26 protein-coding genes are annotated in these 24883 nt (G+C 57.8%); 18 read left to right on the top strand and 8 right to left on the bottom strand.

Annotation, left to right across the window (positions count from 1 at the left end; translation table 11 throughout):
* Nucleotide 1: 1 nt before the first annotated feature.
* The 8 genes from rpiA to NT179_11305 all read right to left on the bottom strand — a co-directional run bounded on the left by rpiA (nt 2) and on the right by NT179_11305 (nt 7454).
* On the bottom strand, nt 2-697 hold the full coding sequence (rpiA, locus tag NT179_11270; GenBank protein MCX5722587.1) for a ribose-5-phosphate isomerase RpiA: 696 nt from the start codon (nt 695-697) through the stop codon (nt 2-4).
* The gene (gene glk, locus NT179_11275) at nt 697-1767 is read right to left on the bottom strand and encodes a glucokinase (GenBank protein ID MCX5722588.1); all 1071 of its coding nucleotides are present in this window, start codon (nt 1765-1767) and stop codon (nt 697-699) included. The genes rpiA and glk overlap by 1 nt, the downstream gene beginning before the upstream one ends.
* Complete coding sequence (gene pgl / locus NT179_11280) at nt 1768-2550, bottom strand: 6-phosphogluconolactonase (GenBank protein MCX5722589.1); 783 nt, start codon at nt 2548-2550, stop codon at nt 1768-1770.
* Nucleotide 2551: 1 nt separating this feature from the next.
* On the bottom strand, nt 2552-4252 hold the full coding sequence (locus tag NT179_11285) for a glucose-6-phosphate isomerase (GenBank protein ID MCX5722590.1): 1701 nt from the start codon (nt 4250-4252) through the stop codon (nt 2552-2554).
* A 116-nt stretch (nt 4253-4368) separates the two neighbouring features.
* On the bottom strand, nt 4369-5007 hold the full coding sequence (locus NT179_11290; protein ID MCX5722591.1) for a hypothetical protein: 639 nt from the start codon (nt 5005-5007) through the stop codon (nt 4369-4371).
* A gap of 23 nt (nt 5008-5030) precedes the next feature.
* On the bottom strand, nt 5031-5663 hold the full coding sequence (locus NT179_11295; GenBank protein MCX5722592.1) for a L,D-transpeptidase: 633 nt from the start codon (nt 5661-5663) through the stop codon (nt 5031-5033).
* 10 nt (nt 5664-5673) lie between these two features.
* The gene (locus NT179_11300) at nt 5674-6822 is read right to left on the bottom strand and encodes a L,D-transpeptidase family protein (GenBank protein MCX5722593.1); all 1149 of its coding nucleotides are present in this window, start codon (nt 6820-6822) and stop codon (nt 5674-5676) included.
* A gap of 14 nt (nt 6823-6836) precedes the next feature.
* Complete coding sequence (locus NT179_11305) at nt 6837-7454, bottom strand: hypothetical protein (GenBank protein ID MCX5722594.1); 618 nt, start codon at nt 7452-7454, stop codon at nt 6837-6839.
* 418 nt (nt 7455-7872) lie between these two features.
* Between NT179_11305 and rpmH the strand changes: the two genes are divergently transcribed.
* The 18 genes from rpmH (at nt 7873) to NT179_11395 (ending at nt 24782) form a co-directional block, all read left to right on the top strand.
* On the top strand, nt 7873-8010 hold the full coding sequence (gene rpmH, locus NT179_11310) for a 50S ribosomal protein L34 (protein MCX5722595.1): 138 nt from the start codon (nt 7873-7875) through the stop codon (nt 8008-8010).
* Between the two features lie 168 nt (nt 8011-8178).
* Complete coding sequence (gene rnpA / locus NT179_11315; GenBank protein ID MCX5722596.1) at nt 8179-8541, top strand: ribonuclease P protein component; 363 nt, start codon at nt 8179-8181, stop codon at nt 8539-8541.
* A gap of 1 nt (nt 8542) precedes the next feature.
* The gene (gene yidD / locus NT179_11320; GenBank protein MCX5722597.1) at nt 8543-8752 is read left to right on the top strand and encodes a membrane protein insertion efficiency factor YidD; all 210 of its coding nucleotides are present in this window, start codon (nt 8543-8545) and stop codon (nt 8750-8752) included.
* Nucleotides 8753-8790: 38 nt separating this feature from the next.
* On the top strand, nt 8791-10491 hold the full coding sequence (gene yidC, locus NT179_11325; GenBank protein ID MCX5722598.1) for a membrane protein insertase YidC: 1701 nt from the start codon (nt 8791-8793) through the stop codon (nt 10489-10491).
* 57 nt (nt 10492-10548) lie between these two features.
* Nucleotides 10549-11976 (top strand): tRNA uridine-5-carboxymethylaminomethyl(34) synthesis GTPase MnmE, encoded by a 1428-nt coding sequence (gene mnmE / locus NT179_11330; GenBank protein MCX5722599.1) that lies wholly within the window; start codon nt 10549-10551, stop codon nt 11974-11976.
* 6 nt (nt 11977-11982) lie between these two features.
* Nucleotides 11983-13887, top strand: a complete 1905-nt coding sequence (gene mnmG, locus NT179_11335) for a tRNA uridine-5-carboxymethylaminomethyl(34) synthesis enzyme MnmG (protein MCX5722600.1) — start codon at nt 11983-11985, stop codon at nt 13885-13887.
* A 76-nt stretch (nt 13888-13963) separates the two neighbouring features.
* Entirely contained in the window at nt 13964-14617 is a 654-nt protein-coding gene (gene rsmG, locus NT179_11340; protein ID MCX5722601.1) for a 16S rRNA (guanine(527)-N(7))-methyltransferase RsmG, read from the top strand.
* Between the two features lie 57 nt (nt 14618-14674).
* Complete coding sequence (locus tag NT179_11345; GenBank protein MCX5722602.1) at nt 14675-15451, top strand: ParA family protein; 777 nt, start codon at nt 14675-14677, stop codon at nt 15449-15451.
* Complete coding sequence (locus NT179_11350) at nt 15429-16277, top strand: ParB/RepB/Spo0J family partition protein (protein MCX5722603.1); 849 nt, start codon at nt 15429-15431, stop codon at nt 16275-16277. The genes NT179_11345 and NT179_11350 overlap by 23 nt, the downstream gene beginning before the upstream one ends.
* Before the next feature lie 158 nt (nt 16278-16435).
* The gene (locus NT179_11355; protein ID MCX5722604.1) at nt 16436-16927 is read left to right on the top strand and encodes a polymer-forming cytoskeletal protein; all 492 of its coding nucleotides are present in this window, start codon (nt 16436-16438) and stop codon (nt 16925-16927) included.
* Nucleotides 16928-17011: 84 nt separating this feature from the next.
* Nucleotides 17012-17440, top strand: coding sequence for a polymer-forming cytoskeletal protein (locus NT179_11360; protein ID MCX5722605.1), 429 nt, complete (start codon nt 17012-17014; stop codon nt 17438-17440).
* Nucleotides 17441-17488: 48 nt separating this feature from the next.
* Nucleotides 17489-18571: a tRNA 2-thiouridine(34) synthase MnmA gene (mnmA, locus tag NT179_11365; protein ID MCX5722606.1), complete on the top strand. Its 1083-nt coding sequence runs from the start codon at nt 17489-17491 to the stop codon at nt 18569-18571.
* 127 nt (nt 18572-18698) lie between these two features.
* Nucleotides 18699-19238: an ATP synthase F1 subunit delta gene (gene atpH / locus NT179_11370; GenBank protein MCX5722607.1), complete on the top strand. Its 540-nt coding sequence runs from the start codon at nt 18699-18701 to the stop codon at nt 19236-19238.
* 2 nt (nt 19239-19240) lie between these two features.
* Nucleotides 19241-20758, top strand: coding sequence for a F0F1 ATP synthase subunit alpha (gene atpA, locus NT179_11375; GenBank protein ID MCX5722608.1), 1518 nt, complete (start codon nt 19241-19243; stop codon nt 20756-20758).
* A gap of 65 nt (nt 20759-20823) precedes the next feature.
* Nucleotides 20824-21702, top strand: coding sequence for an ATP synthase F1 subunit gamma (gene atpG, locus NT179_11380; GenBank protein ID MCX5722609.1), 879 nt, complete (start codon nt 20824-20826; stop codon nt 21700-21702).
* 27 nt (nt 21703-21729) lie between these two features.
* A complete protein-coding gene (gene atpD / locus NT179_11385) occupies nt 21730-23172 on the top strand; it encodes a F0F1 ATP synthase subunit beta (GenBank protein MCX5722610.1) in 1443 nt (480 codons plus the stop codon).
* Between the two features lie 129 nt (nt 23173-23301).
* Nucleotides 23302-23721: a F0F1 ATP synthase subunit epsilon gene (locus tag NT179_11390; protein ID MCX5722611.1), complete on the top strand. Its 420-nt coding sequence runs from the start codon at nt 23302-23304 to the stop codon at nt 23719-23721.
* A 155-nt stretch (nt 23722-23876) separates the two neighbouring features.
* Nucleotides 23877-24782, top strand: coding sequence for a hypothetical protein (locus NT179_11395; protein ID MCX5722612.1), 906 nt, complete (start codon nt 23877-23879; stop codon nt 24780-24782).
* The last annotated feature ends 101 nt before the right edge of the window (nt 24783-24883 follow it).

Consider the following 24883-nt stretch of genomic DNA (forward strand, 5'->3'; position numbering starts at 1 on the left):
TTCATGTCCTCGTCGCAGGATAGGTCTCAACTCCGTTGGCTGTGCCGACAATGAGCAGATCCGTTCGTCCGACAAAAAGACCGGTCTCGACGACTCCAGGAATCAGGTTCAGGGCGATCTCCAATTCGCGCGGGTTGTCGATCCGTGCCAGATGGACATCCAGAATCACGTGGCCTGCTTCCGTATTGAACGGCTTTCCGTTCCGCTCCCGGAGCACCACAGGACTCTTCGTGAGCGCTTCAATTTCTCTGGCAGTGCTGCCCCAGCCAAAGGGAATCACTTCGATCGGGAGCGGGAAGGAGCCTCCCAATACCGGCACTCGCTTCGTATGATCGACCAGAACAATGAACTGTTTAGTCGAAGCTGCGACAATTTTTTCTTTTAGCAATGCGCCGCCGCCGCCCTTGATGAGGTTGAAGGCTGGATCGACCTGATCCGCTCCGTCGATTGCGACATCGATCACCCAGGCATTGTCCGCATCGATGAGGGTGATGCCCTGCTCCCTGGCAAGCGTCGCCGTTTCCTTGGACGTGGGCACTCCGCGGAGCTTCATGCCGGCGCGGACCTTCTCCCCCAGCGCCATGACCATATGTTTCGCCGTGGAGCCGGTGCCCAGTCCTACGACCATGCCATCGCGCACGTACTCGACGGCTTTCAACGCCGCCGCCCGTTTCAATTCATCCAGATCCATCGCCATTATGACGCCTGCCTGGCGAGGTGGGCGGCGAACGATGCGGCGCCGAGCAAGGCAGTCTGTTGGTTCATCACGACTTTAACCGGAATCGAACTCATCAACCGTTTGTAGCGGCCCTTGTTGGTGAACGACTTCATGAATGTCCCGTCCTTCAGTTTGGCGAGCAGCTTGGGCGCCATGCCTCCGCCCAGATAGACGCCGTTGAGCGACATGGCCTTCAGCGCAAGATTGCCGGCTTCTGCTCCATAGATCGACGCAAACAGGTCGAGCGTCAATTTGGCGATTTCTGCCTGCCCCTTGAGGCCTGCTTCTGCGATGACCGCCGCCGGGTCACCAGCCTTGATTTGCTCTGAGAGCCAGGTCGGCTCGTTCTTCTTACTGTCGCGGACATAGTCGTAGATCGCATGCAGGCCCGGCCCTGATAGGACCCGCTCGTAACTGACGTGCAGGTAATGGCCACGCAGATGACGCAGGAGCTCGATCTCATTGTCGTTGTTCGGCGCGAAGTCCGCATGGCCGCCTTCCGACGGCATGGGCTGATAGCGCGAGCCGTTCCAACAGAGGATGGACTCACCCAGCCCCGTTCCCGCTGCGATCAGGGCGAGCGCCTGATTATGGGGCGGTGGCGTGCCGGCATTGAGGACTTCGACTTCGTCGGATCGCAGCAGCAGAATGCCGTGGGCCATGGCTTCGAGATCGTTGAGGAGCCGCACGTTCGGGATGTCGAAATGTTTGGCCAATGCCGCGCCATCCACCACCCAGGGAAGGTTGGTCGTCTGGCAATGGTTCTGAATGACTGGGCCGGCGATGCCGAAACAGGCTGCGTCGATCTTCAGCGGTTCTTCCGCCGGACGTTCCTCTTCCGGTTCCTCAATAGTGTTTTTTTCAGCTTCGTATTCGTCGATGGGCGTCGGAGGTTTCGGCGGAACAAGAAACTCCGCGAGCATGTCCTCAAGGCAGGTGTAGTCGGCGCTATGGAACGATTCCAACCGGATGGGGTCGACGCGGTCCTTCTTCCAATCGAAGAGGGCTAAGTGAGTTTTCGTGCCCCCGATATCACCGGCAACAATCATCTAGTCCTCACGTACGATCATGCTCACTCGATCTCTCGACAGCCCTGCGGCAGCCGCCGGGTCGAGCAGCCAGATAAGGCGGCCCTCGTCCGGCGCAACCAACGATGCCGGGCGCTGCCGGTCCGCCTCGGTCTTCGGATCGAGAATGGCGCTCACGACTCCGGCTTTGCCGGCTCCCGCGACGAGAAACAGTACCACACTCGCCCGGTTGATCACACCTAGGGTCATGGTCAATCTGGTTGGGGGATCCTTTGGAGATTGCGTCACCGCGATCACGTTCTGACGGTCCCGCAAGACTGGCGATCCGGGAAAGAGAGACGCGATATGGCCATCCTCTCCCAGCCCCAGAAGGATGAGATCGAGCTGGGGCATGGCAGGGGCGGGAGTCTTCGTGGCGCGGCGCAGGTGCTGTTCATATTCAGCCGCCGCCGCCTGCTGGTCGCGGGATTCCCCCGCCATACGACAGACTTGTGACGGAACAATGTTCAGAGGAATAAAGAGGGCCTTGTTCGCCAAGGCGTAATTGCTCCGGGGATCATCCGGAGGGACGCAACGTTCGTCGCCGAAAAAAAATGTGGTGCGCGACCAATCGAAACGGCCGGCAAACGCGGGAGAGGTCAGGGCTTCATAGAGGAGTGCCGGCGTCGCACCACCGGAGAGGGCGATGAAGAACTGCCCCTTCTCGCGGACGGCCTCCAGGCCCACCGACTGCACGAATTCAGCGGCGGTCGCGGCCCAGGTCTGACGATCGGAAGAGAGGCGGATCTCGGAGGTGCCGGCCATCTTACTTTTTACTGGTGCCCCTGCCCTTACGGCTCGTGCTAGTTGAAACCCGGGCCTTTGTGCGGGGCGCGAGAGATTTCGTCAAGGCCTGAATCGCCGCAAGCGGGTTCTTCCCCAGCGGCATCACGATGGCCTCCCGCCCATGCGCGTGCAAGGCCTGAATGTCGCCGGTTGCCTGGGCTCGCGCGAGCGTCGCAAACGTGAATGCTGCTCCCGGGATCGCGAGATCTGGGCTCATCTGATCGATAAGCTGCAAAAAGAGTCCGCTGTCAGGACCTCCTTTGTGAAGCTGGCCCGTCGAATGGAGGTAGCGAGGTCCATAGCCGGCCGTCGTGGTCACATGGTGATGGGAGACGAGCGCTCGCCGTAGCGCACGAATGGTCTGCTCCATCTTTGGAGAGGGCGTCGTGTAGGCCAGGATGGCGACATAGATGCCGGGGCGACAATGCCGTTTGAGCTGTGCCGCGGCTTGAGCCGGAGTGACGGTGGTCTGCTTCGGCAACTTGCCGGTGGACTGAACGGTTTTCAGCACGCGGGCCGTGTTGTCTTTGCTTTCCTGAACGTTCGGTTGATCGAAGGGCTGAATCCCCAGGAGATGACCGGCCACGGCCGTGGCCACTTCCCACCGGAAAAATTCTCCCGCGAGATCATACCGGTCTTGGAGCGTGATGGTCAGAACGGGATGACCTTGTCTGGCAAGCTTGGCGACTTGCCGATCGAGGGGTCTATTCTGATCCTTCTTCAGCCGGAGATACACGAACAACCGGTCTTGGCCATAGGCCTTCGATGACACGCTCGGTTCGTTCGCGACAGGAATCAGGCCGGTACCTTCCTTGCCCGTGCTTTCCGCGAGCAGTTGCTCTGCCCAGAGGCCAAAGGCTGCGATCTGAGGTGAGGCAATAATGGTGACCTTGTTGCGTCCCGCTTGCGCCAATGAGGCCATCGTCGCGCCAAGATCTGCGCCTGGATTGTCAGCGAGGGGGGTCTGGACCTGGCAGATGCGAACCATCATGGCAGCCCGTGCCAGCAACTGCGCCACATCGATCCCCAGCAAGGCCGCCGGGACTAATCCAAAATAGGAGAGCACCGAATACCGTCCACCAATGTCGGCGGGACTGGTAAAAACGCGACCGAACCGATGTTCCGCTGCCAGTTTTTCCAACCCGGTGCCGGGATCGGTAATGGCAATAAACTGCTCGCCTCCTTGATGGCCCGGAGTCTGATGCACGAGCTCCCAAAAGTGAGCGAAGAGAGATAGGACCTCGATGGTCCCGCCGGACTTGCTGGCGAGGATGAACAGGCTGCGAGCCGGATCGATGGCCTGCGTGACCTGTCGAACCCAACCGGGGATCGTGGAGTCGAGGACCCATAAGCGCGGAAAGCCGCGGCTCGATCCAAATGAGGCGCGCAACACTTCCGGGCCCAAACTACTGCCGCCCATACCAAGAAGGACCACATCGCGAATACCGCGATCCCTCACGGAATTCGCGAAAACGTGCAACTCCTCGGTTTGTTCTTTCATATCCCCGACGATGGTCAGCCAGCCGAGGCGGTTGGCGATGTCGGTCAGGTCTTCTTTCCACAGCCGATGATCGCGGGCCCACAGCCGCTCAACCGCATGGGATGCCGTGAGTCGCGCGTGAGCCGCTGTGACCAGCGCTTGTAGTTCTAAAGAGAATGATTGGGCAGTTTTGAGCTTCATGGCGCGCAATCCACTAGAATCGTCTATGCCGTCTGCAACTCTCATACGGCTCCGGGTCATCGATCGTTTCTCAACATAGAGATATCGGACGAACGAAAGACAAACATAAGGCCTCCCTATGGCGTGGGACGACGGATGAGAAAGGGCATGCCTTCCGTGACCGTCCAGGCGAGCGACTGCGCATGATCGAGCGAAACGGTGAGATCGAGGGAGGGAGGGGGCGGCGACGTGTCTCCTGTCCGGAGGATCTGTGCCCATGCCGTGAGCCGGCGCCACCACACTCGCCCTCGCTGCAAGGTCCATTGCCAGGGATTGCCGTCCGTGTTGGAGAGAACGAGAATCGTCAAAGGCGGGGAGAATTTGAGCGTAAACGTGGTCGGCATGTTGACCAGGGAAATGGGATCTTGCTCCGACACGGCCGTGGGATCAATTTTACGACGATTGACTTGCGGACGTTCACGGAGGCGATACAGAGCCGCAAGTCGGGAGAGGTCGGAGGCGGACCAGCTTTCGATCGGACTGCGGTGGAGTTCGACGCCCCGCCCCTTAATCAGGATCACGTTGGTCGCTAGATCGATGAGCACGTAGGTCTGTGGCCTGGCGGCGAGCTTGATCTCTTCTTCCAGCACTCTGGTGGCTTCTTGCAGCACGGCGGAATCGGCAAAGTCCCCTGGGGGGATGACCTCCGGCTCGGCAGCCCAGCTTACCGAAATCAGTGACAGGAAAATGGAGAACGTTGCGCAAAGAAAAGTCATAGAGACTGCGCCAATGCGGCAGGTTAGAAAATCATGATCGGTGTGCCGACCTTGGCAAGCCGATACACACTCTTCAGATCGTCGTCGTTCAGTCTGATACAGCCGTGCGTCACATTTTTTCCGAGGAGGCGGGTATAGAGCGTCCCGTGAATAAAGTACCCCTTCCCGAATCCGAGCGCATACTCCCCGAGCACGCCCGGCTCAAGACGGTCGGCCTGGCTCTTGGGAACCGCGAGCCCCTCTTCGATAAACGCCCAGTCCGGCTTGACCCAGACAGGATTGGTTAACCGGGATTGTACGGTAAATTCGCCCCGAGGGGTATCGAAGATCCACTGCCCCTTCGAATCGCCCGGCTTGTCGAGGATCGTGCCGCTGCCGGTGGAGGCCAGCGCGTCCAGCATGATCTGATCCTGCCGTTTGATATAGAGATGATTGCGGGCCGTATCGACCAGAATATAGGGCTGCGTCGGCATCAACTGGGTGAGTTGCTTCGCGAGCGTTTTATAGCGCGCTTGGAGCGCGCGCAACGACGCGGGGTCGACCGTGGCTGGCCGGACGGTTGACGCATTCGAGATCAGCAGGCCGCTGCTCTGCACCAGGGTGACCAGGAAGAGGCCCATCACGCCGGACCACACAACTAGGAGGACGCGCTTCATGAGTCCTCCGTTAGGTTTCTTCCCGTTGAACACCCAGCAGCACTAACGTCTGTGCGACGGAGTTCTGCTCATGCAGCGCGCCAACGATGGTGACTGGCGTGCCCTTCTCGACTCGATCAAACAGCTGGGTCATCTGTGGATTCTCGAGCATGACGCACCCTAATGTTTGGGCCATCAACTCATTCTCGACTCCGTGGATTTCGATTTGCCCCCCGATGGCGCGCGAGGCCGGGATCTGCCCGGTCTTTCGTTCCAGCCGATAGCGCCGTCGATCCTCTTCGTTGGGATAGTCCAGAACCAGCGCGCGGTAAAACTGCGTCTGCCCCTGTCCGCGTTTGCGGCTGATCCGGTAGCGGCCCTCCGGAGTGGCGCCATCGCCCTGATAGCGCTTCTCGCGAATGCCGTTGAATCCGAGGCGGACGGAATAGGAGAGGACCTTCTGTCCGTTGTGGTAGAGGGTCAGCACGCGATCGGCCTTGTTGACCACAATCGCCGAAGCTTGGTGGGTACGAGACCAGGCGATCGTGTCCTTGGCCATCTGTTGCCAGCGGCTGATTCGCCCGTGATCCGCGTACCGCCCGAACTCATTGCCCAACAAGACCGCTTGCGTGGCCAGATTCTGTGCGGCCCGGTCCGACGCGTCGAGTGAACGGTCGTACTGGCCCTGCTCGTAAAAGGCATGGGCCTGCTTCATGAGCAGATCGGTCTCAACTGGTTTTTGCCCCAGCACGAGCCGGCTATCAATGGCGCTGACTTGCACCGCCATCACCCGGAATCGGTCCTCGACCTGGGCAATTTTACTTTCCGCTGAATGGCGCAACGCTTCGCGCTCTTTAGTGAGGCGGGCAACTGTCTGGGACCCTTCTTCCTGGAGCCGCCGCAGGGCGAGTTCCAAGTCGTTGGGCTCCCAGGGCCAGCGAATCAGGTCTTCGTCGGCCTGAACGCGGCTTTTCAGCGCCATCCACTGGTGGGCGAACCGAGCATAGTCGACCGGGGAAAACTCGGCCGCCCGCAACTCCATGAGGTCCCGATCAATGTTTTCAACCGCTTCGATCGCGTCTTGAGGCACGGCCTCGACGCAGCCGGTGAACAGCCCGGCCAACGCCAAGGCTCCCCACCCCAAGACCATCGATGTGATTCGCGGACAGTGACCAGACATAGGATCAGTCTATCTTACTTCTTCTTCGCTGCAGAGGGTTTTCCCTTTCCGATCTTGGCAAGCGCTGCCTCGATTTCCTGGGACACGGCCTGGCTCTTCTCGTGAATGGCCTTCGCCTTGGTTTGTGCGGCTGGGTAGTCTGCGGCATCGATCGCTGCCTGCACCTGATTGAGCGATTCCTTGAGCGCGTCGGCATCGGCTTTGATCGACTCTAATGCGGCGCGATCTTTTCCGGTAGGCGCTTTGGCGACGAGTGCGAGCGTGGAGGCCACGGCCTCTTGCGCAACTTGTTGAGCCTGGAGTGCGGCGGCTTTCGCCTCTTCCTTCTTCGTCGCGGCTTCGACTTTCACCCGTTCAGCATCGCTCTTGGCGGCGGCGGCGAGCTGTTCGGCCTTCCCGTAGTCACGGAGCAACGCCAGCTTGCCGTCTTGATCGCTCACTTCTTTCTTGAGCGCGGCCATGGTGCCTTCGATTTTGGCATATTCGTCCGCGACGTAGGTTGCGGCGCCGCTCTGCTGCGCTTCGGTCACGGCTTTCTCTGCCGCCGCGATCTGCTCCGTCGGCGCCTTCGCGCAGGCCGTAAGCACCAAAAGGGCGCACATGACTGGCAACATCGCTGCTCGTGTATTCATCGTTTCTCTCCTTGTTAAAAAGCCGACTAAGGGTCAGCGCTCCTGTTTATCTTCGTTGACTCGCCCGCTCTTGGCGCACAAGATGCGTCGAATGAGAACTAATTCGCAAGGGTGATGCCAGTAAATCCACGATGGCAATCAGCATGAAGCCTTTATATTACAACGCTTTATCCTGGAATGCCCTGAAAATATCGCGAAAGTGATGGGGCAGTCTAGCCCGTCACCGACAAAAGCGCCTCAATCATAGTACCTATCGAAGGACGAGCTCTCGATGGTGCTGCGCTCCTCCAGCCGGTGTCTCGCGCACAAACCCAGACACAAAACACCGTCCTCGAAGGAACAACAATTTGACAGGGTGCAACCCCGCCCCTATAATGCCCCGTTCATCCGTGAGTATTCTTAGCAAGGAGTGATTGTTATGTCGTTTACATCTGCACAGCCCTCGAACCTCAAGAAAAAACGTGAGCATGGATTTCGCAAACGGATGAGCACGAAGAACGGCCGCAAGGTCTTGGCTCGTCGTCGCGCGAAGGGTCGGGCCCGCTTGACCGTCTAGTAGTGAGCGGTACCCCTGCAGGCTTCGCGAGGAATCTTGCCCCCGGTACATATCCCAAACAAGGACGTTCCCTTCACAGAATGACGGCAGGTGGTCATGATCGAGATCCGGAAATCTGGACTCGAAGAGAGTTCCTGTGCGAGCTGGCCCTCACCCAGGATGATCGTCATGTCGCAGGGTGGAACTGACAGGGATCTGTTCCTGAAACGCAGCCGTGATATCGAGCATGCCAAGAAGCACGGACGCCGCATTTCGACCGCCTTCTTTAACATGATGATTTGCGAGACTGAGGTGAGCGGCTCCCGTGTCGGCATTGTCGTCGGCAAGCGATTCGGAGGCGCCGTCAGCCGGAATCGCGTGAAACGTCTTTTTCGGGAGCTCACGCGGCAGATGCAAGATCAATTGATCCCAGGGCAAGCCCTTGTCGTCTTCCCCAAGCGGGAGTCGATTCTTCAGCCCTTTGCCGTCCTGAAAGAAGCCTGGCTGTCATCGCTCCAGCGCCAACGGCTCTTACGTCCCCCTGAGGCCTAGCATGCGCCATTGGTGTCTCGCTCTGCTTGCCGGTTACCGCTATTGGATCTCGCCGTTCCTCGGACCGGCCTGCCGGTTCGAGCCGACCTGCTCTGAATATGCGAGTGCTGCAATCGGTCAGTACGGGGTGCTCCGCGGGCTGAGGCTTGCGGCCTGCCGCCTGCTGAAGTGCCATCCGTTTCATCCCGGAGGAATGGACCCTGTGAAGTAACAGGGTTCTTGGTTATTCACCTCGGATAACATGTGGTCATGGAAAAACGCGTCGTCATCTTTCTCGTTCTCTCGTTAGCCATCATCCTGGGCTACGACCTGCTCCTCAAACAGATGGGCTGGCTTCCTGAGCCAGTTCCTGTCCAGGACTCGCCCGCTCGTGGCTCCTCCTCCTCCGCTGAGCCGGACTCGGTTCCTGCCGATGCGACGGGACAGAGCAGCGGTTCGCCCAGCGCGAGCCTCGCCACCCAATCTGGTCAACAGCCTGACGCGACCTCGCCAGTTGTGCCCTCGGCAACAACGGAACAGACGGTGACGATTGAAACGGATCTGGTGCGGGTCGGGTTCTCGAATCGTGGCGGAGTAATCAAGAGCTGGGAGCTGAAGCGCTACCATACGGCGCCCCCTGAAGAGAAACCGGTACAACTCGTCTACTCAGGGGGAAAGTTCAGAGGCCCCCTCTCGATTACGGTGGCGAACGCCGAGATCGAAAAGACGATTCGGGAAGGTCTCTACCGTATTGAACAAGACTTCACGATCCTGGACGCCGCACATCCCGTCGGGCATGTCACGATGCAGTTTCACGATCCCGTCACCCACCTCGGCGTGGAGAAACGGCTGACCTTTCATCACGATAGTTATGTGGTGGATATCGCCGTCGCCCTGGAAGGCGTGACCGAACCCTACGATGTCGGCCTGGGCACGAACTTCGGTATCGTGGAATGGGGCGAAGGATTCATCGGCCTGATCGGATCGGCTTCGCTGGTTGACGACAAGGCGGAAAAGGAAACGCCGGACACGGAGCTTGAACGGAAGGGCTCGGTTCAGTGGGTCGCATTGCAGGACAAGTACTTCCTTTCCGTCTTGATGCCGAAACAGGCGACCTCCGCGCTGGCCAAAAAAGAAGGCGATAAGGTGGTCTCGGCCGGCGTGCGGATGCCCGCGCCTCTCACAGGGACTTCGGTCGCGCTCCAGCTTTATGCCGGCCCGAAGGAATACGACACGCTCCGCTCATTGAACGTGGGCCTGGAAGATACGATCGATTTCGGCTGGTTCATCTTCGGCAGCTGGACCGTGGTGAAGTCGGTGGCCAAGCCGATTTTCTACGTCCTGCGATTCATCCACGACTATACCTACAACTATGGGCTCACCATCATCCTCCTGACGTTGGCGATCAAACTGTTGTTTGTGCCGTTGCAGTACAAGAGCTACAAGTCGATGAAGATGATGCAGCTGATCCAGCCCAAGGTCGCGGCCGTGCAGGAAAAGTATAAAGATGACCGGGACCGGCTGAACAAGGAATTGATCAAGCTCTATCGCGACCAGAAAGTAAATCCGGTGGGCGGCTGCCTCCCGATGATTCTACAGATGCCGGTGTTCGTCGCCCTGTTCAACATCCTCTATATGACGATCGATTTGCGCCAGGCGCCCTTCATGCTCTGGATTACCGACTTGTCGGTGCAGGATCCCTACTATGTGTTGCCGGTGATCATGGGAGCGACCATGGTGATCCAGCAGAAGATCACGCCCACCACGATGGATCCGACACAGGCGAAGATCATGTTGGTGCTCCCGGTGTTCATGACCTTCCTGTTCGTCAATTTTCCCGCGGGCCTGGTCTTGTATTGGCTGACGAACAATGTCCTAACCATCTCCCAGCAAGTGTTTACGGACCGGTTTCTGTTTCGCAACAAAACCCTCATCTTGGCAGGGCCTGAGCAGAGCAGCGCGAAGTCATAACCGCCCCCAGGATCCAGAGCCTGCGCCGGGGGAACAGCGCAGAGCGAAAGAGTCGTCATGCAGGGAGGACTTGAGGATACGATCTGTGCCATTGCCACCCCCGCAGGCGAGGGCGGCATCGGGATCGTTCGTCTGAGCGGCCCCCAATCGCTCACTGTCGCCTCCCAGGTCGTTCGATTACGTTCCAATCGCCCCCTGACATCGGTCTCCTCGCACAGGCTCTATCTCGCCGATCTGGTGATTCCCGCAGCGGACAAGCGGAACGATCATGCGCTCGATCACGATCGGACGCAGGCTGCTGGCCTGCTCGACGAAGCGCTCGTGGTCTACATGAAGGCGCCCCGCTCATTTACCGCAGAAGATGTGGTCGAAATTCAGTCGCATGGCGGAGCTTTGGTGCTGGAACTGATCTGCAGGGTCTGTGTCGAATCAGGCGCACGGATGGCGGAGCCGGGAGAGTTTACGAAGCGGGCGTTCCTCAACGGACGGCTGGATCTGTCCCAGGCGGAAGCGGTCCTCGATACCATCAGGGCCACATCGACTGCCGGACTCCACATCGCCCAACGCCATCTACGGGGTGAACTCGCCCGCGAAGTGGATCAGGCCAGGTCCTCGCTCCTCACCCTGCTGGCCCATGTAGAGGCGGGGATCGATTTTGTGGATGAAGATATCGCCTTTCTGCAACGGGATGAGCTGGTGCGTATCGTGCGAGGCGCCCATGCCGTGGTTCAAAAACTCGAGGCCACCGCGCAGGAGGGGCGGATCTTGCGGGAGGGGGCGCGCGTCGTCATTCTCGGACGCCCGAATGTCGGAAAATCCAGCTTGCTGAACCGTCTGTTGCGAGAAGAACGCGCCATTGTGACGGCCATTGCCGGAACGACGAGGGATGTGATCGAGGAGTCCATCGATCTTCACGGAGTGATGATTCGGTTGATTGATACGGCGGGGCTGCGGGACACGGACGATCTCGTCGAACGGGAAGGGATCAAGCGGACGCGCACTGCGCAAGACGAAGCCGATCTTGTGTTAGTGGTACTGGATGGAACTGCTCCTCTCACGAACGATGATCGTAACCTCTTGCAGTCGGTCCGCGATCGCAAGCATGTCGTGGCGCTGAACAAGGCGGATCTTGCCCAGACCCTGGCAACGGAGGCCGCACTGGTGGGCCACCCGACCTATCCTATTTCGGCAAAGACTGGTCTGGGAGTGGAAACGGTGAAGTCGGCTCTTCGTGCTCAGCTGGTCTCCGGAGGCTTTGAGGCGGCGGAGAGCGTCACGGTCACGAACGTGCGGCATCGCGATGCATTGCACCGGGCCGGTGAATCCTTGAGCCAGGCTCTTGAGTCCGTGCAAGGCGGAATGGCCGGTGAGCTCGTCTCGATCGATGTGCGAGCCGCAGCCGACGCGCTCGGAGAAATTACCGGGGCCATTACGACGGACGAAATTTTGGCGCAGATCTTTTCAGAATTCTGTATCGGCAAGTAGGAGCGTGTGAACGTGGAACAGGCGGTTGACGTCATTGTCGTCGGGGGAGGCCATGCAGGCTGCGAAGCCGCCTTGGCTGCGGCGCGCATGGGTGCGCGAACCCTGCTGCTCACGATGGAGCACGACCGCATCGCGCAGATGTCCTGCAACCCGGCAATCGGGGGCATCGCCAAGGGCCACCTCGTCAAAGAAATCGATGCGCTGGGCGGGGAGATGGCGCGGAATACGGATCAAGCCGGCATCCAGTTCCGTTTCATCAACACGAGCAAAGGCCCGGCGGTGCGAGCCCTCCGCGTCCAATGCGACAAGAAACTGTACCGGGAGGCCATGCAACAAACGTTGCGGCTGCAGCCGGGACTCACGATAGGCGAGGGCACGGTCGATCGCTTACTGACGCATGCCGGTACGATTACGGGCGTCGTGACCGGCCGCGGCGAGCACATCTCGGCGAAGGCCGTCATCCTGACATCAGGCACATTCCTTAAGGGACTTATCCATATCGGCCTGAACCACTTCCCTGCCGGACGGGCCGGTGAGGCCTCGGCTGAACACCTATCAGACTGTATGCGCGACCTGGGATTCGAAGTGGGCCGTCTCAAAACCGGCACGCCTCCTCGCTTGGACGGGGCCACCATCGACTTTTCCGTCATGGCACCGCAACCGGGCGATGATCCGCCGCCGCCCTTCTCGTATCGGACTGACCGAATTGTGAACCGGCAGCTTCCCTGTCATTTGACTCACACCAGTCGCGCAACCCACGAGTTGATCCAACGCAACCTGGACCGGTCGCCGCTCTACAGCGGCATCATTGAGTCCGTGGGGCCCCGCTATTGTCCCTCGATCGAAGATAAGGTCGTCCGTTTCGCCGATAAAGAGCGGCACCAGATCTTTATCGAACCGGAAGGACTGGAAAGCAGGGAATTTTATCCCAACGGCATATCCACCAGTCTCCCGGTAGATGTGCAAGCCGCCATGCTCAAAACGATTCCAGGGTTAGAACAGGCCACCATGCTCAAGCCTGGCTATGCGATCGAATATGATTACTTTCCGCCACGGCAATTGCACCAGACTCTGGAGACCAAGCTCTTGGCCGGTCTTTACCATGCGGGACAGATCAACGGGACATCCGGCTATGAAGAGGCGGCGGCTCAAGGTCTCATGGCCGGGATCAATGCAGTCTTGAAACTGCGCGGAGAGCCTCCCTTGGTGCTGGATCGATCACAGGCCTATATTGGTGTTTTAATTGACGATCTCATTACAAAGGACGCGCGTGAGCCCTATCGTATGTTCACCTCGCGGGCAGAATACCGCCTCTTGCTGCGCCATGGGAATGCGGACCTTCGATTAACTGATATTGGACAAAAGGCCGGCCTGATCTCCGATGAGGTCTATGCCAAATTTCAGATCAAACAAGAAGCCATTGAATCAGAGTTGGTACGGCTCGAAGAGTTTCGGCCTAGGCTCACGGAAGTCGTTCGTGAACGTTTATTGAAGGCTCAGATCGAAGAGATATCAGGGCCCTGCACCGCTGCCCAGCTATTACGGCGGCAGGGTGTTAGCTATAAGACTCTTTTGGAAGCGCTTGAGATTGATTCAGTGCAAGACATTGAAACATATGAAGAAATAGAGCTTCAAATCAAGTACTCCGGGTACATTAAACGGCAGCTCCAACAGATAGGGCGGTTCAAAAAGCTTGAGTCGAAGCCCATTCCCATCGGCTTCGACTACGATAAAACAACTGGCTTTTCACGGGAGGTTCGCGAAAAGTTAAAGAAAGTACGCCCGGCATCCATTGGTCAAGCCTCGAGAATTTCAGGAATCACGCCAGCGGCAATTTCTCTTCTCCTTGTAGCACTCGAAAGACACAGGGGGGAATCCAACCGGAATAATCTTTTACAGCTCTCGCCTTAAACCCATAAATACTGAGATTTTTCGGCCAGCACCGGAATGTCTTGACCTCATCTGCTGATTCACGTAATTGTTCCACGTGGAACATGAACAAGAATTACATGCACTCATAGTTAGCGCCGCAAAAGAAATCGGTCTGACTACTATAGGGGGCGTTCAAGTCGAGCAATTCATACGTTACCTTGCTCAACTTATTGAGTGGAATAAGACGATTAATCTCACTGCGATCGTCGAACCTAGCGAAATTATCATCAAACACTTCATTGATTCACTTGCTGCGCTTGTTGCGACAAATTTTCCTGAACAGGCCCTAGTGCTTGATGTGGGGTCTGGCGGGGGATTTCCCGGCATTCCACTGAAAATTATGAGGCCAGACCTTCAGCTGGTTCTCATTGAGCCAGTTCAAAAAAAATGCTCATTTCTTAATTCGGTAATTGGCCTCTTGAAACTTCGCGGAATATCAACATTTGATGGTACTATCGAACAGTATGCCAAAAAACATCTTTATCCGACTGTTGACATGATTGTCCTACGAGCATTGAAGTTTGAAGACATAAGAAAACATGCTCCTAGCTTATTGGCCCCAAGAGGGAAAGTCGTCCTGTACCGAGCAGAAGCAATCCAAAATCATGAACTTGGCGATGGATTTCATCTCGTTAAAGAAACAACTTTTCTCTTGCCGCAAGCATCCGGGAAAAGAGTTATTGCAGTGCTTGAAAATAATAATTCATAATACAATCAAATGCATACGTCTATGTTCCACGTGGAACAGGATCGACTTAATCTCATAATGACAAAAATTATTGCGATCGCGAATCAAAAGGGTGGCGTTGGTAAGACGACCACGGCCGTGAACCTTGCCGCTGGCATCGCGCTGCTGGGGAAACGAGTCCTCCTTATAGATATGGACCCGCAAGGGAATGCCACCAGCGGGCTAGGGGTTGACCCAAGGTCCTTACAAGCCACGATCTATAACTGTCTGGTCAATGAAGTGAAGTTCCAGGACGCGGTACTCGCCACCGAAGTGAATGGTCTGTCGCTCTTGCCGGCAAATGCCGACCTGTCCGGGGCAGAAATAGAGCTGGTGAACGTTGAAGACCGAGAAAAACTGCTTCAGCGATTCCTGCGAAACATCGAGCCATTGTTCGACGTCATCTTCCTCGACTGTCCACCGACATTGGGAATCCTGACGGTAAACGCCCTCGTCGCAGCCCGCACCATTTTAGTCCCGGTTCAATGTGAGTACTATGCGATGGAAGGGCTCAGCCGATTGGTCGGCAGCATCGAACGAGTCCGCCAATCATTCAACCAGGATCTCCAGCTGGAGGGGATCGTCTTGACAATGTTTGATGCGAGGAATACGTTGGCGCGTCAAGTAGTTGAGCAGGTTCGCGCACATTTCAAAGACGTCGTCTACAGCACCGTAATCCCCCGCAATGTGACGCTCGCCGAGGCTCCAAGTTACGGCCGTCCGGCCATGTTGTATAACGTCGCGTCGGCAGGGGCGCAGGCCTATTTGTCTTTAGCCAAGGAGTTTGTGAGTCATGGAGAAGAAAGCGCTCGGTAGAGGGCTCGACGCATTGTTGCCTGCGGCCAAACCTGCATCCACCCCGGACATGCCGGATATTCAGCATCTGCGGGTCGATGCGATTGTGCCCAACCGGTATCAGCCGAGACAAACGTTTGCCCCGCAGGAACTGGCGGAACTCACGGCCTCACTGAAGCAAAGCGGATTGTTGCAGCCAATTTTGGTGCGCCGCAAGGGCGACGGAATCTACGAACTCATTTCCGGTGAACGACGCTGGCGCGCGACAAAAGATGCGGGACTCGACACGATTCAAGCGGTCATTCGCAATTGCGGCGATGAAGAATCTGTCGTCCTGGCGCTGGTGGAAAATCTTCAACGGGCAGACCTGAACCCCATGGAAATGGCCAGGGCCTACCATCGGATGATGAACGAATTTGGGCTTACGCAGGACATAATTGCGCAACGAGTCGGGTGTGAACGATCCTCCATCGCCAATATCGTACGCCTCATCAATCTGCCCTCAGAGGTTCAACAGCTCATCGAACTGAACCAGCTTTCCATGGGCCATGCGAAGGTCATTCTTGGTCTTTCGAACCCAAGTGAGCAGCTTCGGGTCGCCAAGCTCGTGGTCACCAAAACATTATCGGTGAGAGAGACGGAAAAACTCGTAGAAGCCTCGCCAGTTGCGAAGAATCGCAAGACCAAAGAGCTCCGCCGGACGCCCTGGTTCGACGTCGAGGAGCGGCTGCAAAAACGATTGGGCACCAAGGTCTCGATCCAAAAAGGCAGACGCGGCGGGAAAATTGTCATTCACTACTTCTCACCGCCTGAGCTCGACGGAATTCTTGAAACCCTTCTGAGCTAATTCACACCCGTTCCTGCCCTTAACACTCGTGCTGGCGAGGGCATATTTATTGCTCTCTTACTCATGATTCAGCTCGTCCGTACCGTCTATCCTATATAAGCATACAGGATCGCGGTCACGGTGAAACACTGGCACTAACTCGAGGAGGCGCACTCATTATGTGGGACGTGAAACAAGACGTGCAGAATTCGGTCGAACAGGAACGGGACGACATCACGGATCTCACAACCAACCCAGCGACCAAAGATGCCGGGGGCATTATTGCCTTCGTCGGAAAAGGCGTCGAGTTCAACGGCACCATCACCTATAGCGGCACGGTCAGAATTGACGGCTATCTCAACGGGGAAATTCACACGGACGGCATACTGCTGGTGGGGGAAAATGCCGTCATTCAGGCCAAAATCACGGCCGGAACGATCATCTGCAAGGGAAAGATCACCGGCGATATCGTGGCCAAAGAGCGCGTGAAGCTCCGCGACCCGGCGGTGGTGAGCGGAAGCGTGAAGACGCCCGTCCTGTCCGTAGAAGACGGCGTGCTGTTCAATGGCGACCTTGAAATGGTTCGCGCAGCGCACGCGCTTCCCCGGGAAATCCCGGCGCGCGAGGTTGGCGTCATCGCGCAGCCGGAATTGAAACGTGCGAATGCTTAGATCACGTATATACCTAGGTATATTGCCCTCATGCCTTCGCCCTGGTAATGGCTTATGCGCGGTCCGCCCGCGCCGCAGGAGGCCATGATGTGGGCAATGAAGGAATGGGGCCAGCACGCCGAATCCGCCGACGAGAACTTCACGCTCATGGCCAAGAGCATGAACTTCAAAGGCGTGATGACGTTCACCGGCACCGTTCAGATCGATGGTCGCGTCGAGGGCGAACTCCACATCATCGGGACGCTGATCGTCGGCGAGCATGCGGTGATCAAGGGCCTCATATCGACCGGCACACTCATCAATAGCGGCAAGATCAACGGCACGATCACCGCCACGGAGAAAATTCAGATTCTGAAGCCCGGCCTGCTGGTCGGCGAGATCCGCACCCCGGTGATCGCCATCGAGGAGGGCTCGCAATTCCAAGGCACCTGCGATATGGGCATCCAGCACCTGCATGACGACCGTGCCGTGCCGATCGGCACGCCCCACGGTCTTGCCGCATCCTCGCATTAACGGCCAGCCCCCTAGCCCTTTCGTTGCCCACTCAGTACAATAGCCCCCATGACTCGTCCAACAGTTCTTCTCGGCATGAGCGGTGGGGTGGACAGCTCCGTTGCGGCAGCGCTCCTGGTTCGCCAGGGCTACGATGTCCAGGGCGTCACGCTTCAGGTCTGGGAACATGAAGACGAAACGGTGGCGGCCTCCAAAAAATGGGAGGAGCGCGGCTGCTGCAAAGTCGGCATCGCCCGCTACGTAGCGCAAACCTTGAAAATTCCGCATGAGGTCGTCGACACCAGGCAAACCTTTCGGACCGGTGTCATCGACGACTTTCTAGCCGGGTACCTCGATGGCACCACACCCAATCCCTGCGTCCGGTGCAATGAGCGCGTGAAACTGCGCGGTCTCATCGAACTGGCGGATGCCCGCGGGATCAATTATGTCGCCACCGGCCACTATGTCCGCATTGGCGAATCCCAAGGCCTCCCGACGCTCCACCGGGCGACCGATCCCAAGAAAGACCAAAGCTACTTTCTCTATCGCCTCCGTCAGCCCTGGCTCTCTCGCTTGCTCTTTCCCGTAGGGGCCATGCAAAAAGCCGATGTCTGGAAGGAAGCGGAAGCCCTGGGCCTTCCTGTCGACGAATTGAAGGAAAGCCAGGAAATCTGCTTCGTGAGCCATGGCGATTACCGGACTTTCATCGAGAAAGAAGCCCCTGCGGCCAAAAAGTCCGGGGCCTTCGTGGACGAAGAGGGACGACATTTAGGTGATCACGAAGGGGTCGCCTTCTATACACCAGGCCAACGACGGGGCCTCGGAATTGCGACAGGCCGCAGGCTATACGTGCAGCAAGTCCAGCCCGCCACCAATACGGTTGTCCTCGGGACGGAAGAGTCGCTGCGCCGCGATCAATGCGATGTCGCGGACCTGAATCTCTTCGACCCCACCCTACTCACCGGCGCAACGGACGTAACGGTGAAGGTCCGCTATGCCACGCCTGCAGCCCCTGCCACCCTCCAGCCCCTTTCAGATGGCGCCCTTCGCATTCTCTTCCACGAGCCACAGCGCGCCTTGAGCCCGGGACAGTCCGCAGTCTTCTATCGAGAAGATCGCGTGCTCGGCGGCGGCATCATCCAGTCGTTCTAACTTCTTTCGCGCCCACAGCATCGTATTGACAGTTCTCCGTTGCCAATGCTAACTTGGCGCGCCACTTTTCGTGCACACGCACGAAGGTTTCCTTTTTGCCAAAAAGAAGAACGAACGGACCAGCATAGTGATAAAGACAGCAGTTGCGCGACGTTACGCACAGGCGCTCTTTGAGCTACTCGACGCATCCACGATTGAATCGACCCGCACCGCACTGACGGGGCTGGGGGACGCGATCAAGGACTCCGCTTCGCTACGCCATGTCGTGGCCTCGCCGAGCTTCGGCGCCGAAGAAAAGATCGCCGTCCTCGCAGAACTTGGTTCACGCCTGGGATGCCCGCCGGTCGGAAAAACCTTTCTCGCGCAGTTGGTGAAAAAGAATCGCGTCGGCTTTCTCCCGGAAATCGCCGAGGCCTTCGCCAAGCTTGCCGATGCGTCGAAAGGCACCCAGCAAATTACCGTGTCCTCCGCGGCGGCCCTGCCCTCAGCGGAACAAGATCGAATCAGCACTCGTTTACGCGAGATGCTCAAGCGTCAGGTTGACGTGACCTTTCACACGGATGCCCGCCATCTCGCCGGCGTTCAGATTCAGCTCGGGAGCACGGTGGTCGATAGCACCGTCCGTGGGCGGTTACAAGCGATGCAGAGTTTGTTGACTAAGGAGTAGCCATGCAGATCAAGGCAGAAGAAATCAGTTCGATTATCAAAGAAAAGATCAAAGGCTTCGACAAACAGGTCGACGTCAAGGAGACCGGCTCCGTCATCCAGGTCGGAGACGGCATCGCCAAGGTCTATGGTCTGGACGGCGCGATGGCCGGCGAAATGCTCGAGTTCCCAGGCGGCCTCTACGGGATCGCGCTCAACCTGGAAGAAGACAATGTCGGCGCCGTCCTCATGGGCGATGACGTCGGGGTCAAGGAAGGCGATCCGGTCAAGCGCACGGGACGCATTGCAGAGGTTCCGGTCGGCGAAGCCTTAATCGGCCGTGTGGTCAACGCCATCGGCCAGCCCATCGACGGCAAGGGTCCGATCAATTCAACCCTCTCATCCCGCATCGAAGTCGTGGCCCCCGGCGTGAACACGCGCCAGTCCGTGCGCGAACCCCTGCAGACCGGGATCAAGGCCATTGATGCCATGATCCCTATCGGCCGCGGCCAGCGTGAGTTGATCATCGGCGACCGGCAGACCGGCAAGACCGCCATCGCCGTCGATACGATCATCAATCAAAAGGGCCTCAACGTATTTTGCATCTATGTTGCCATCGGGCAGAAACGCTCAACCGTGGCTCGCGTCGTCAAGACGCTCGAAGAGAACCACGCGATGGAATACACCATCGTGGTGGCGGCCACCGCAAGCGATGCGGCGCCCATGCAGTACCTGGCGCCCTTCTCCGGCGCAGCCATCGGCGAATATTTCCGGGATAACGGCAAGCATGCCCTGATCGTCTACGATGATCTCTCCAAGCATGCCGTGGCCTATCGCCAGTTGTCTCTCTTGCTCCGTCGTCCGCCGGGCCGCGAAGCCTATCCTGGCGACGTGTTCTATCTGCACTCCCGGTTATTGGAGCGCGCGGCCAAACTCAGTGATGCGCTCGGAGGGGGAAGCCTCACCGCATTGCCCATCATTGAAACGCAAGCCGGCGACGTATCCGCCTATATTCCGACCAACGTCATTTCGATCACCGATGGACAGATCTATCTCGGGAGCGATCTGTTCTACTCCGGTATCCGCCCCGCGATTAACGTCGGTCTCTCCGTCTCCCGCGTCGGAGGTTCGGCCCAGATCAAGACCATGAAGCAGGTGGCCGGTACCCTTCGGCTCGACCTTGCGCAATACCGCGAAATGGCGGCCTTCTCGCAGTTCGGCAGCGAACTCGATAAAGCGACCCAGATGCAGCTCGCGCGCGGCGTGCGCATGGTGGAATTGCTCAAGCAGGGACAATACAAGCCCATGCCGGTGGCCGATCAAGTGCTGTCGATTTACTCCGGCGTCAACGGATACCTGGACGATGTCGCCGTCGACAAAGTGCAACAGTTTGAAGCCGACCTGCTGCACTATGTCCAACAGCACCATCCCGAACTGAAAAAAGAAATCGCCAGCATCGGAAAAATCGACGACAAGGTTGGCGCCAGACTGAAAGAAATCATCGCGACCTTTAAACAGAAGATGGGATACGGCGCCAAGTAGCCGCAGCGCCTCGCCTTCAGCCTTGAGCTGAACGCGAAAGCCTGATTGCTGAAAGCCAAGAAACCATGCCGAGCCTTCAATCACTACGTCGTAAAATTGCGGCGTTTAAAAATACGCAGAAGATTACCAAGGCCATGAAGATGGTGGCCGCGGCCAAGCTGAAACGGTCGCAGGACCGCATTCTGGCTGCCAGGCCCTATGCCCTGAAAATGCGTGGCGTGCTCAGCAACTTAAGCCAACGTGTAAACCGGGCCTCCCACCCTCTGCTGCAAAAACGCGAAGGCAAAAAAGTCGAAGTCCTCGTCATCACGAGCGATCGCGGGCTGTGCGGCGGATTCAATGGCAATATCGTGCGGAAGAGTTCGGAGTTCGTGCGGGAATGCGAAGCCCGTGGATTACAAGTCAACTTGAGCATCGTGGGACGTAAGGGGCGCGATTATTTTCGTCGCCGCACCTGGCCGATCAGGCAAGAGTGGACCGGCATCTTCGATAAGCTCACGTTCGAACATGCCATCGATATCGGCAGCGACCTGACCGACCACTTCGTCAAGGGCACATTCGACGAACTCTACATCGTCTATAACGAGTTCAAATCCGCCATTCAGCAGCGCGTGATCGTGGAGAAACTGTTCCCCGTCGATGCCGCAGCCGAGTTCGGAGCCGCGCAGGCGGAAGGCACGACCGGAGGCAGCTACTTCTATGAGCCGGACGAAGCCGAACTCTTAAACGTCTTTATTCCGAAACATTTCCAGACGCAGACGTTTCGCATTCTGCTGGAATCGGCCGCGGCGGAACATGGCGCCCGCATGGCGGCCATGGACGGTGCGACGCGCAACGCCGGACAACTGATCAAGAAAGTGACCTTGCATTACAACAAGACCCGCCAGACCGCGATTACTAAAGAACTGATGGATATCGTCGGCGGCGCCGAAGCGCTGAAATAGTCCGCCACGTTGAAGAAGGAGTGAGCCGTGAGCATAGGAAAAGTCATTCAGGTCATTGGACCGGTCGTCGACGTGGAGTTTCCTCCCGGACAACTACCAAACATTTACAACGCCATCAAAGTAATTCAGGACGAGAATAAAGCCACCGGCACCCCCGCCGTCCGCATCACGCTTGAAGTCGCGCTGCATCTCGGTGAAAACCGCGTCCGCGGGATCGCGATGTCCACGACCGACGGTCTCACACGCGGGATGGATGTGCATGATACCGGAGCGCCGATCTCTGTGCCGGTTGGCCGCGAAACATTGGGCCGACTGATGAACGTGTTGGGCGAGCCGGTCGACGAGATGGGCCCGATCAAAACGGCAAAGACCTATCCCATTCACCGGCCTGCGCCGAGACTCGAAGATCAGGACACCAAGACCGAAGTCCTCGAAACCGGCATCAAGGTCATCGACCTTCTAGAGCCCTACAGCAAGGGCGGCAAGGTCGGCCTCTTCGGCGGCGCCGGTGTCGGCAAGACCGTCATCATTATGGAGCTCATCAACAACATCGCCTTGCACCATGGTGGCTACTCCGTGTTCGCCGGCGTCGGTGAGCGGACCCGTGAGGGTAACGACCTCTGGCACGAAATGCAGGAGTCGAAGGTCATCGATCCCAAGGACTTCAGCAAGTCCAAAGTCTCGTTGGTCTATGGACAGATGAACGAGCCGCCGGGAGCCCGTCTGCGCGTCGCCTTAACCGGACTCTCCGTCGCAGAATATTTCCGTGACGAAGAGAACCAGGACGTGCTGCTCTTCGTAGACAACATCTTCCGGTTTACCCAAGCCGGTTCTGAAGTGTCTGCCTTGCTCGGTCGTATGCCATCCGCCGTCGGTTATCAGCCGACCCTCTCGACCGAAATGGGACAACTCCAAGAACGCATCACCTCGACCAAGCGCGGATCGATCACCTCGGTCCAGGCCATCTACGTGCCGGCCGACGACCTGACCGACCCGGCGCCAGCCACGGCCTTCGCCCACTTGGACGCGACCACCGTGTTGTCGCGCCAGTTAGCTGAGCTGGGTATCTATCCAGCTGTCGATCCGCTCGACTCCACCTCCCGTATTCTCGATCCCCAAGTCATCGGCGAGGATCATTATAAAGTCGCGCGCGGCGTGCAATCCGTCTTGCAGCGGTACAAGGACCTCCAGGACATTATCGCCATTCTCGGCATGGACGAATTATCGGAAGACGACAAGATGGCGGTGGCCCGGGCGCGAAAGATTCAGCGCTTCCTGTCACAGCCGTTCCATGTCGCCGAAGCCTTTACCGGCTCGCCGGGCAAGTACGTGAAGCTCAAGGACACGGTCCGGAGCTTCAAGGAGATTCTCGCCGGCAAATACGATCACCTCCCAGAACAGGCCTTCTACATGGTCGGCCCGATCGAAGAAGTGATTGCCAAGGCGGAGAAAATGGGAGTGAAGGTATAAGCAGCGGGTGAACCGAGCGTCCTCCTTGCTCGCGCAACGCGCGGTCTCGGAAGACCCTCGTTGGACGCGCGCAGGGGAGGACGCATCGCTCCTCCCGCTTTCTGAGTGAAGTAAGGAAATAGGAAGAAGATGGCTGGGAAGATTTTACTAGAAGTGGTGACGCCGGATAAGTTGCTCTTGAGCCAGCAGGTGGATGAGGTCATCGCACCGGGCTCAGAGGGTGAGTTCGGCGTCTTGCCGGGACATTGCCATTTCCTTTCTACGTTGCGTATCGGCGAGCTTCGCTATCGCGTCGGGGACCAGACCAACCATATGGCGGTCCTCTGGGGTTACGCAGAAGTCACACCGACCAAAGTGACCATCATGGCCGAGATCGCCGAAAAGGCTGAAGACATCGACGTGGAGCGGGCTCAGGCTGCCTTCGAGAAGGCCGAAGAACGACTCAAGGCCGGCGGCCTCCCCTCCGAAGTCAAAGAAGCAGAAATCAGTCTTGAAAAAGCCCGTCTCCGCAAAAAGATCGCCGACCGAGCCCGCAAGACCGGCCACTGACGTCCCTCTCAGATCATCCAACAGCACAACAGCAGACTCCACGGAGTTCCTGCCTCAGTTCAAGATGCAGGGTCACGGACCTCTGCCATCTTGACTGCTGAGAGCCCCTCCATTATGTTCGACTCGTGACCACCCATCCTCAGAAGCGCAACAGAATGCCGGGATCATTCCCCTGGAGCAAGATCGCTCTCGCCGCGACCTTGCTGCTCTGTCTGGGCTGCGCAGGCCCGCCCATCATAAGCCGTCCCGTGCAGACCGAACCATCCTGGTTCGTCAGACTGGATTCCTATCAGGAAACCAGCCCCTCATCAGACCATCGCTATGACCATCCGGCAACCTGGACGACGGAGGAACTCTCCGCCATTCTCAGCCGGCTCCTCCTCGAAGAGCAACGAGGGATCCTGGATACAGCCAAACCCCCACGGCCGGTGTTCTCACAGGAAGACATCAACCGGCTCGCCCCGGCTATCCAAAATGCGTTTCGGACGGCCCGCCCCCACGAGTGGCTATCCTTTCATCTGACAGAACCATCTGGCAACGCGATCACATCAGGCGGTCTCTTCATAAAGAATGGCCGCTTACACATCATACTGGCCAATCACCAAGAGCCAGGCTCGGCGGAAAATCCTGACGTGAAAATGGTCTCAGCCAACCCCCTCCGCTCCATGAGGGGAACAAGGGGGAGCCTGCAGTTTGAATCACCGCGATTTACGATGGGCACAGAACCAAACTGGTCCGGCGGCCATGCTGCATCAGCCAGTGAGTTGGTGCTCGACCACCAGGCCTTCCTGGCTTTTCTCCGTTTGCCTATCGCGTCGCCCCCACAGCCAACCGCCTCAATGCCCAAAGCGCCTCAGTCTGAAAACGCCTCCCCATCCAATACAGTCACAAGCAAGAAAGAGCCAAGCCAGAAAGACCCCCTTCTCACCTTGCAGAAAGAAGTCGATCGACTGAAGCAAAAGATTGAGGATCAGGAACGAGAAATCGCTAAACTCAAGCAATCTGCGGGACAACCACTCCCGCCTCGGACAAGGCCAACGAAGCCAAAAACACGTCCTTGAGTCCTGACAGAAAAATCCGGAAGCAACAACGAACGCGCAGACCCTTCATGAGGCGGTCCACCCATCACATAGTTTTCTCCCTCCTGCATCGGATCAACCTT

This window comes from Nitrospirota bacterium, assembly GCA_026387665.1.
Taxonomy (GTDB): domain Bacteria; phylum Nitrospirota; class Nitrospiria; order Nitrospirales; family Nitrospiraceae; genus Palsa-1315.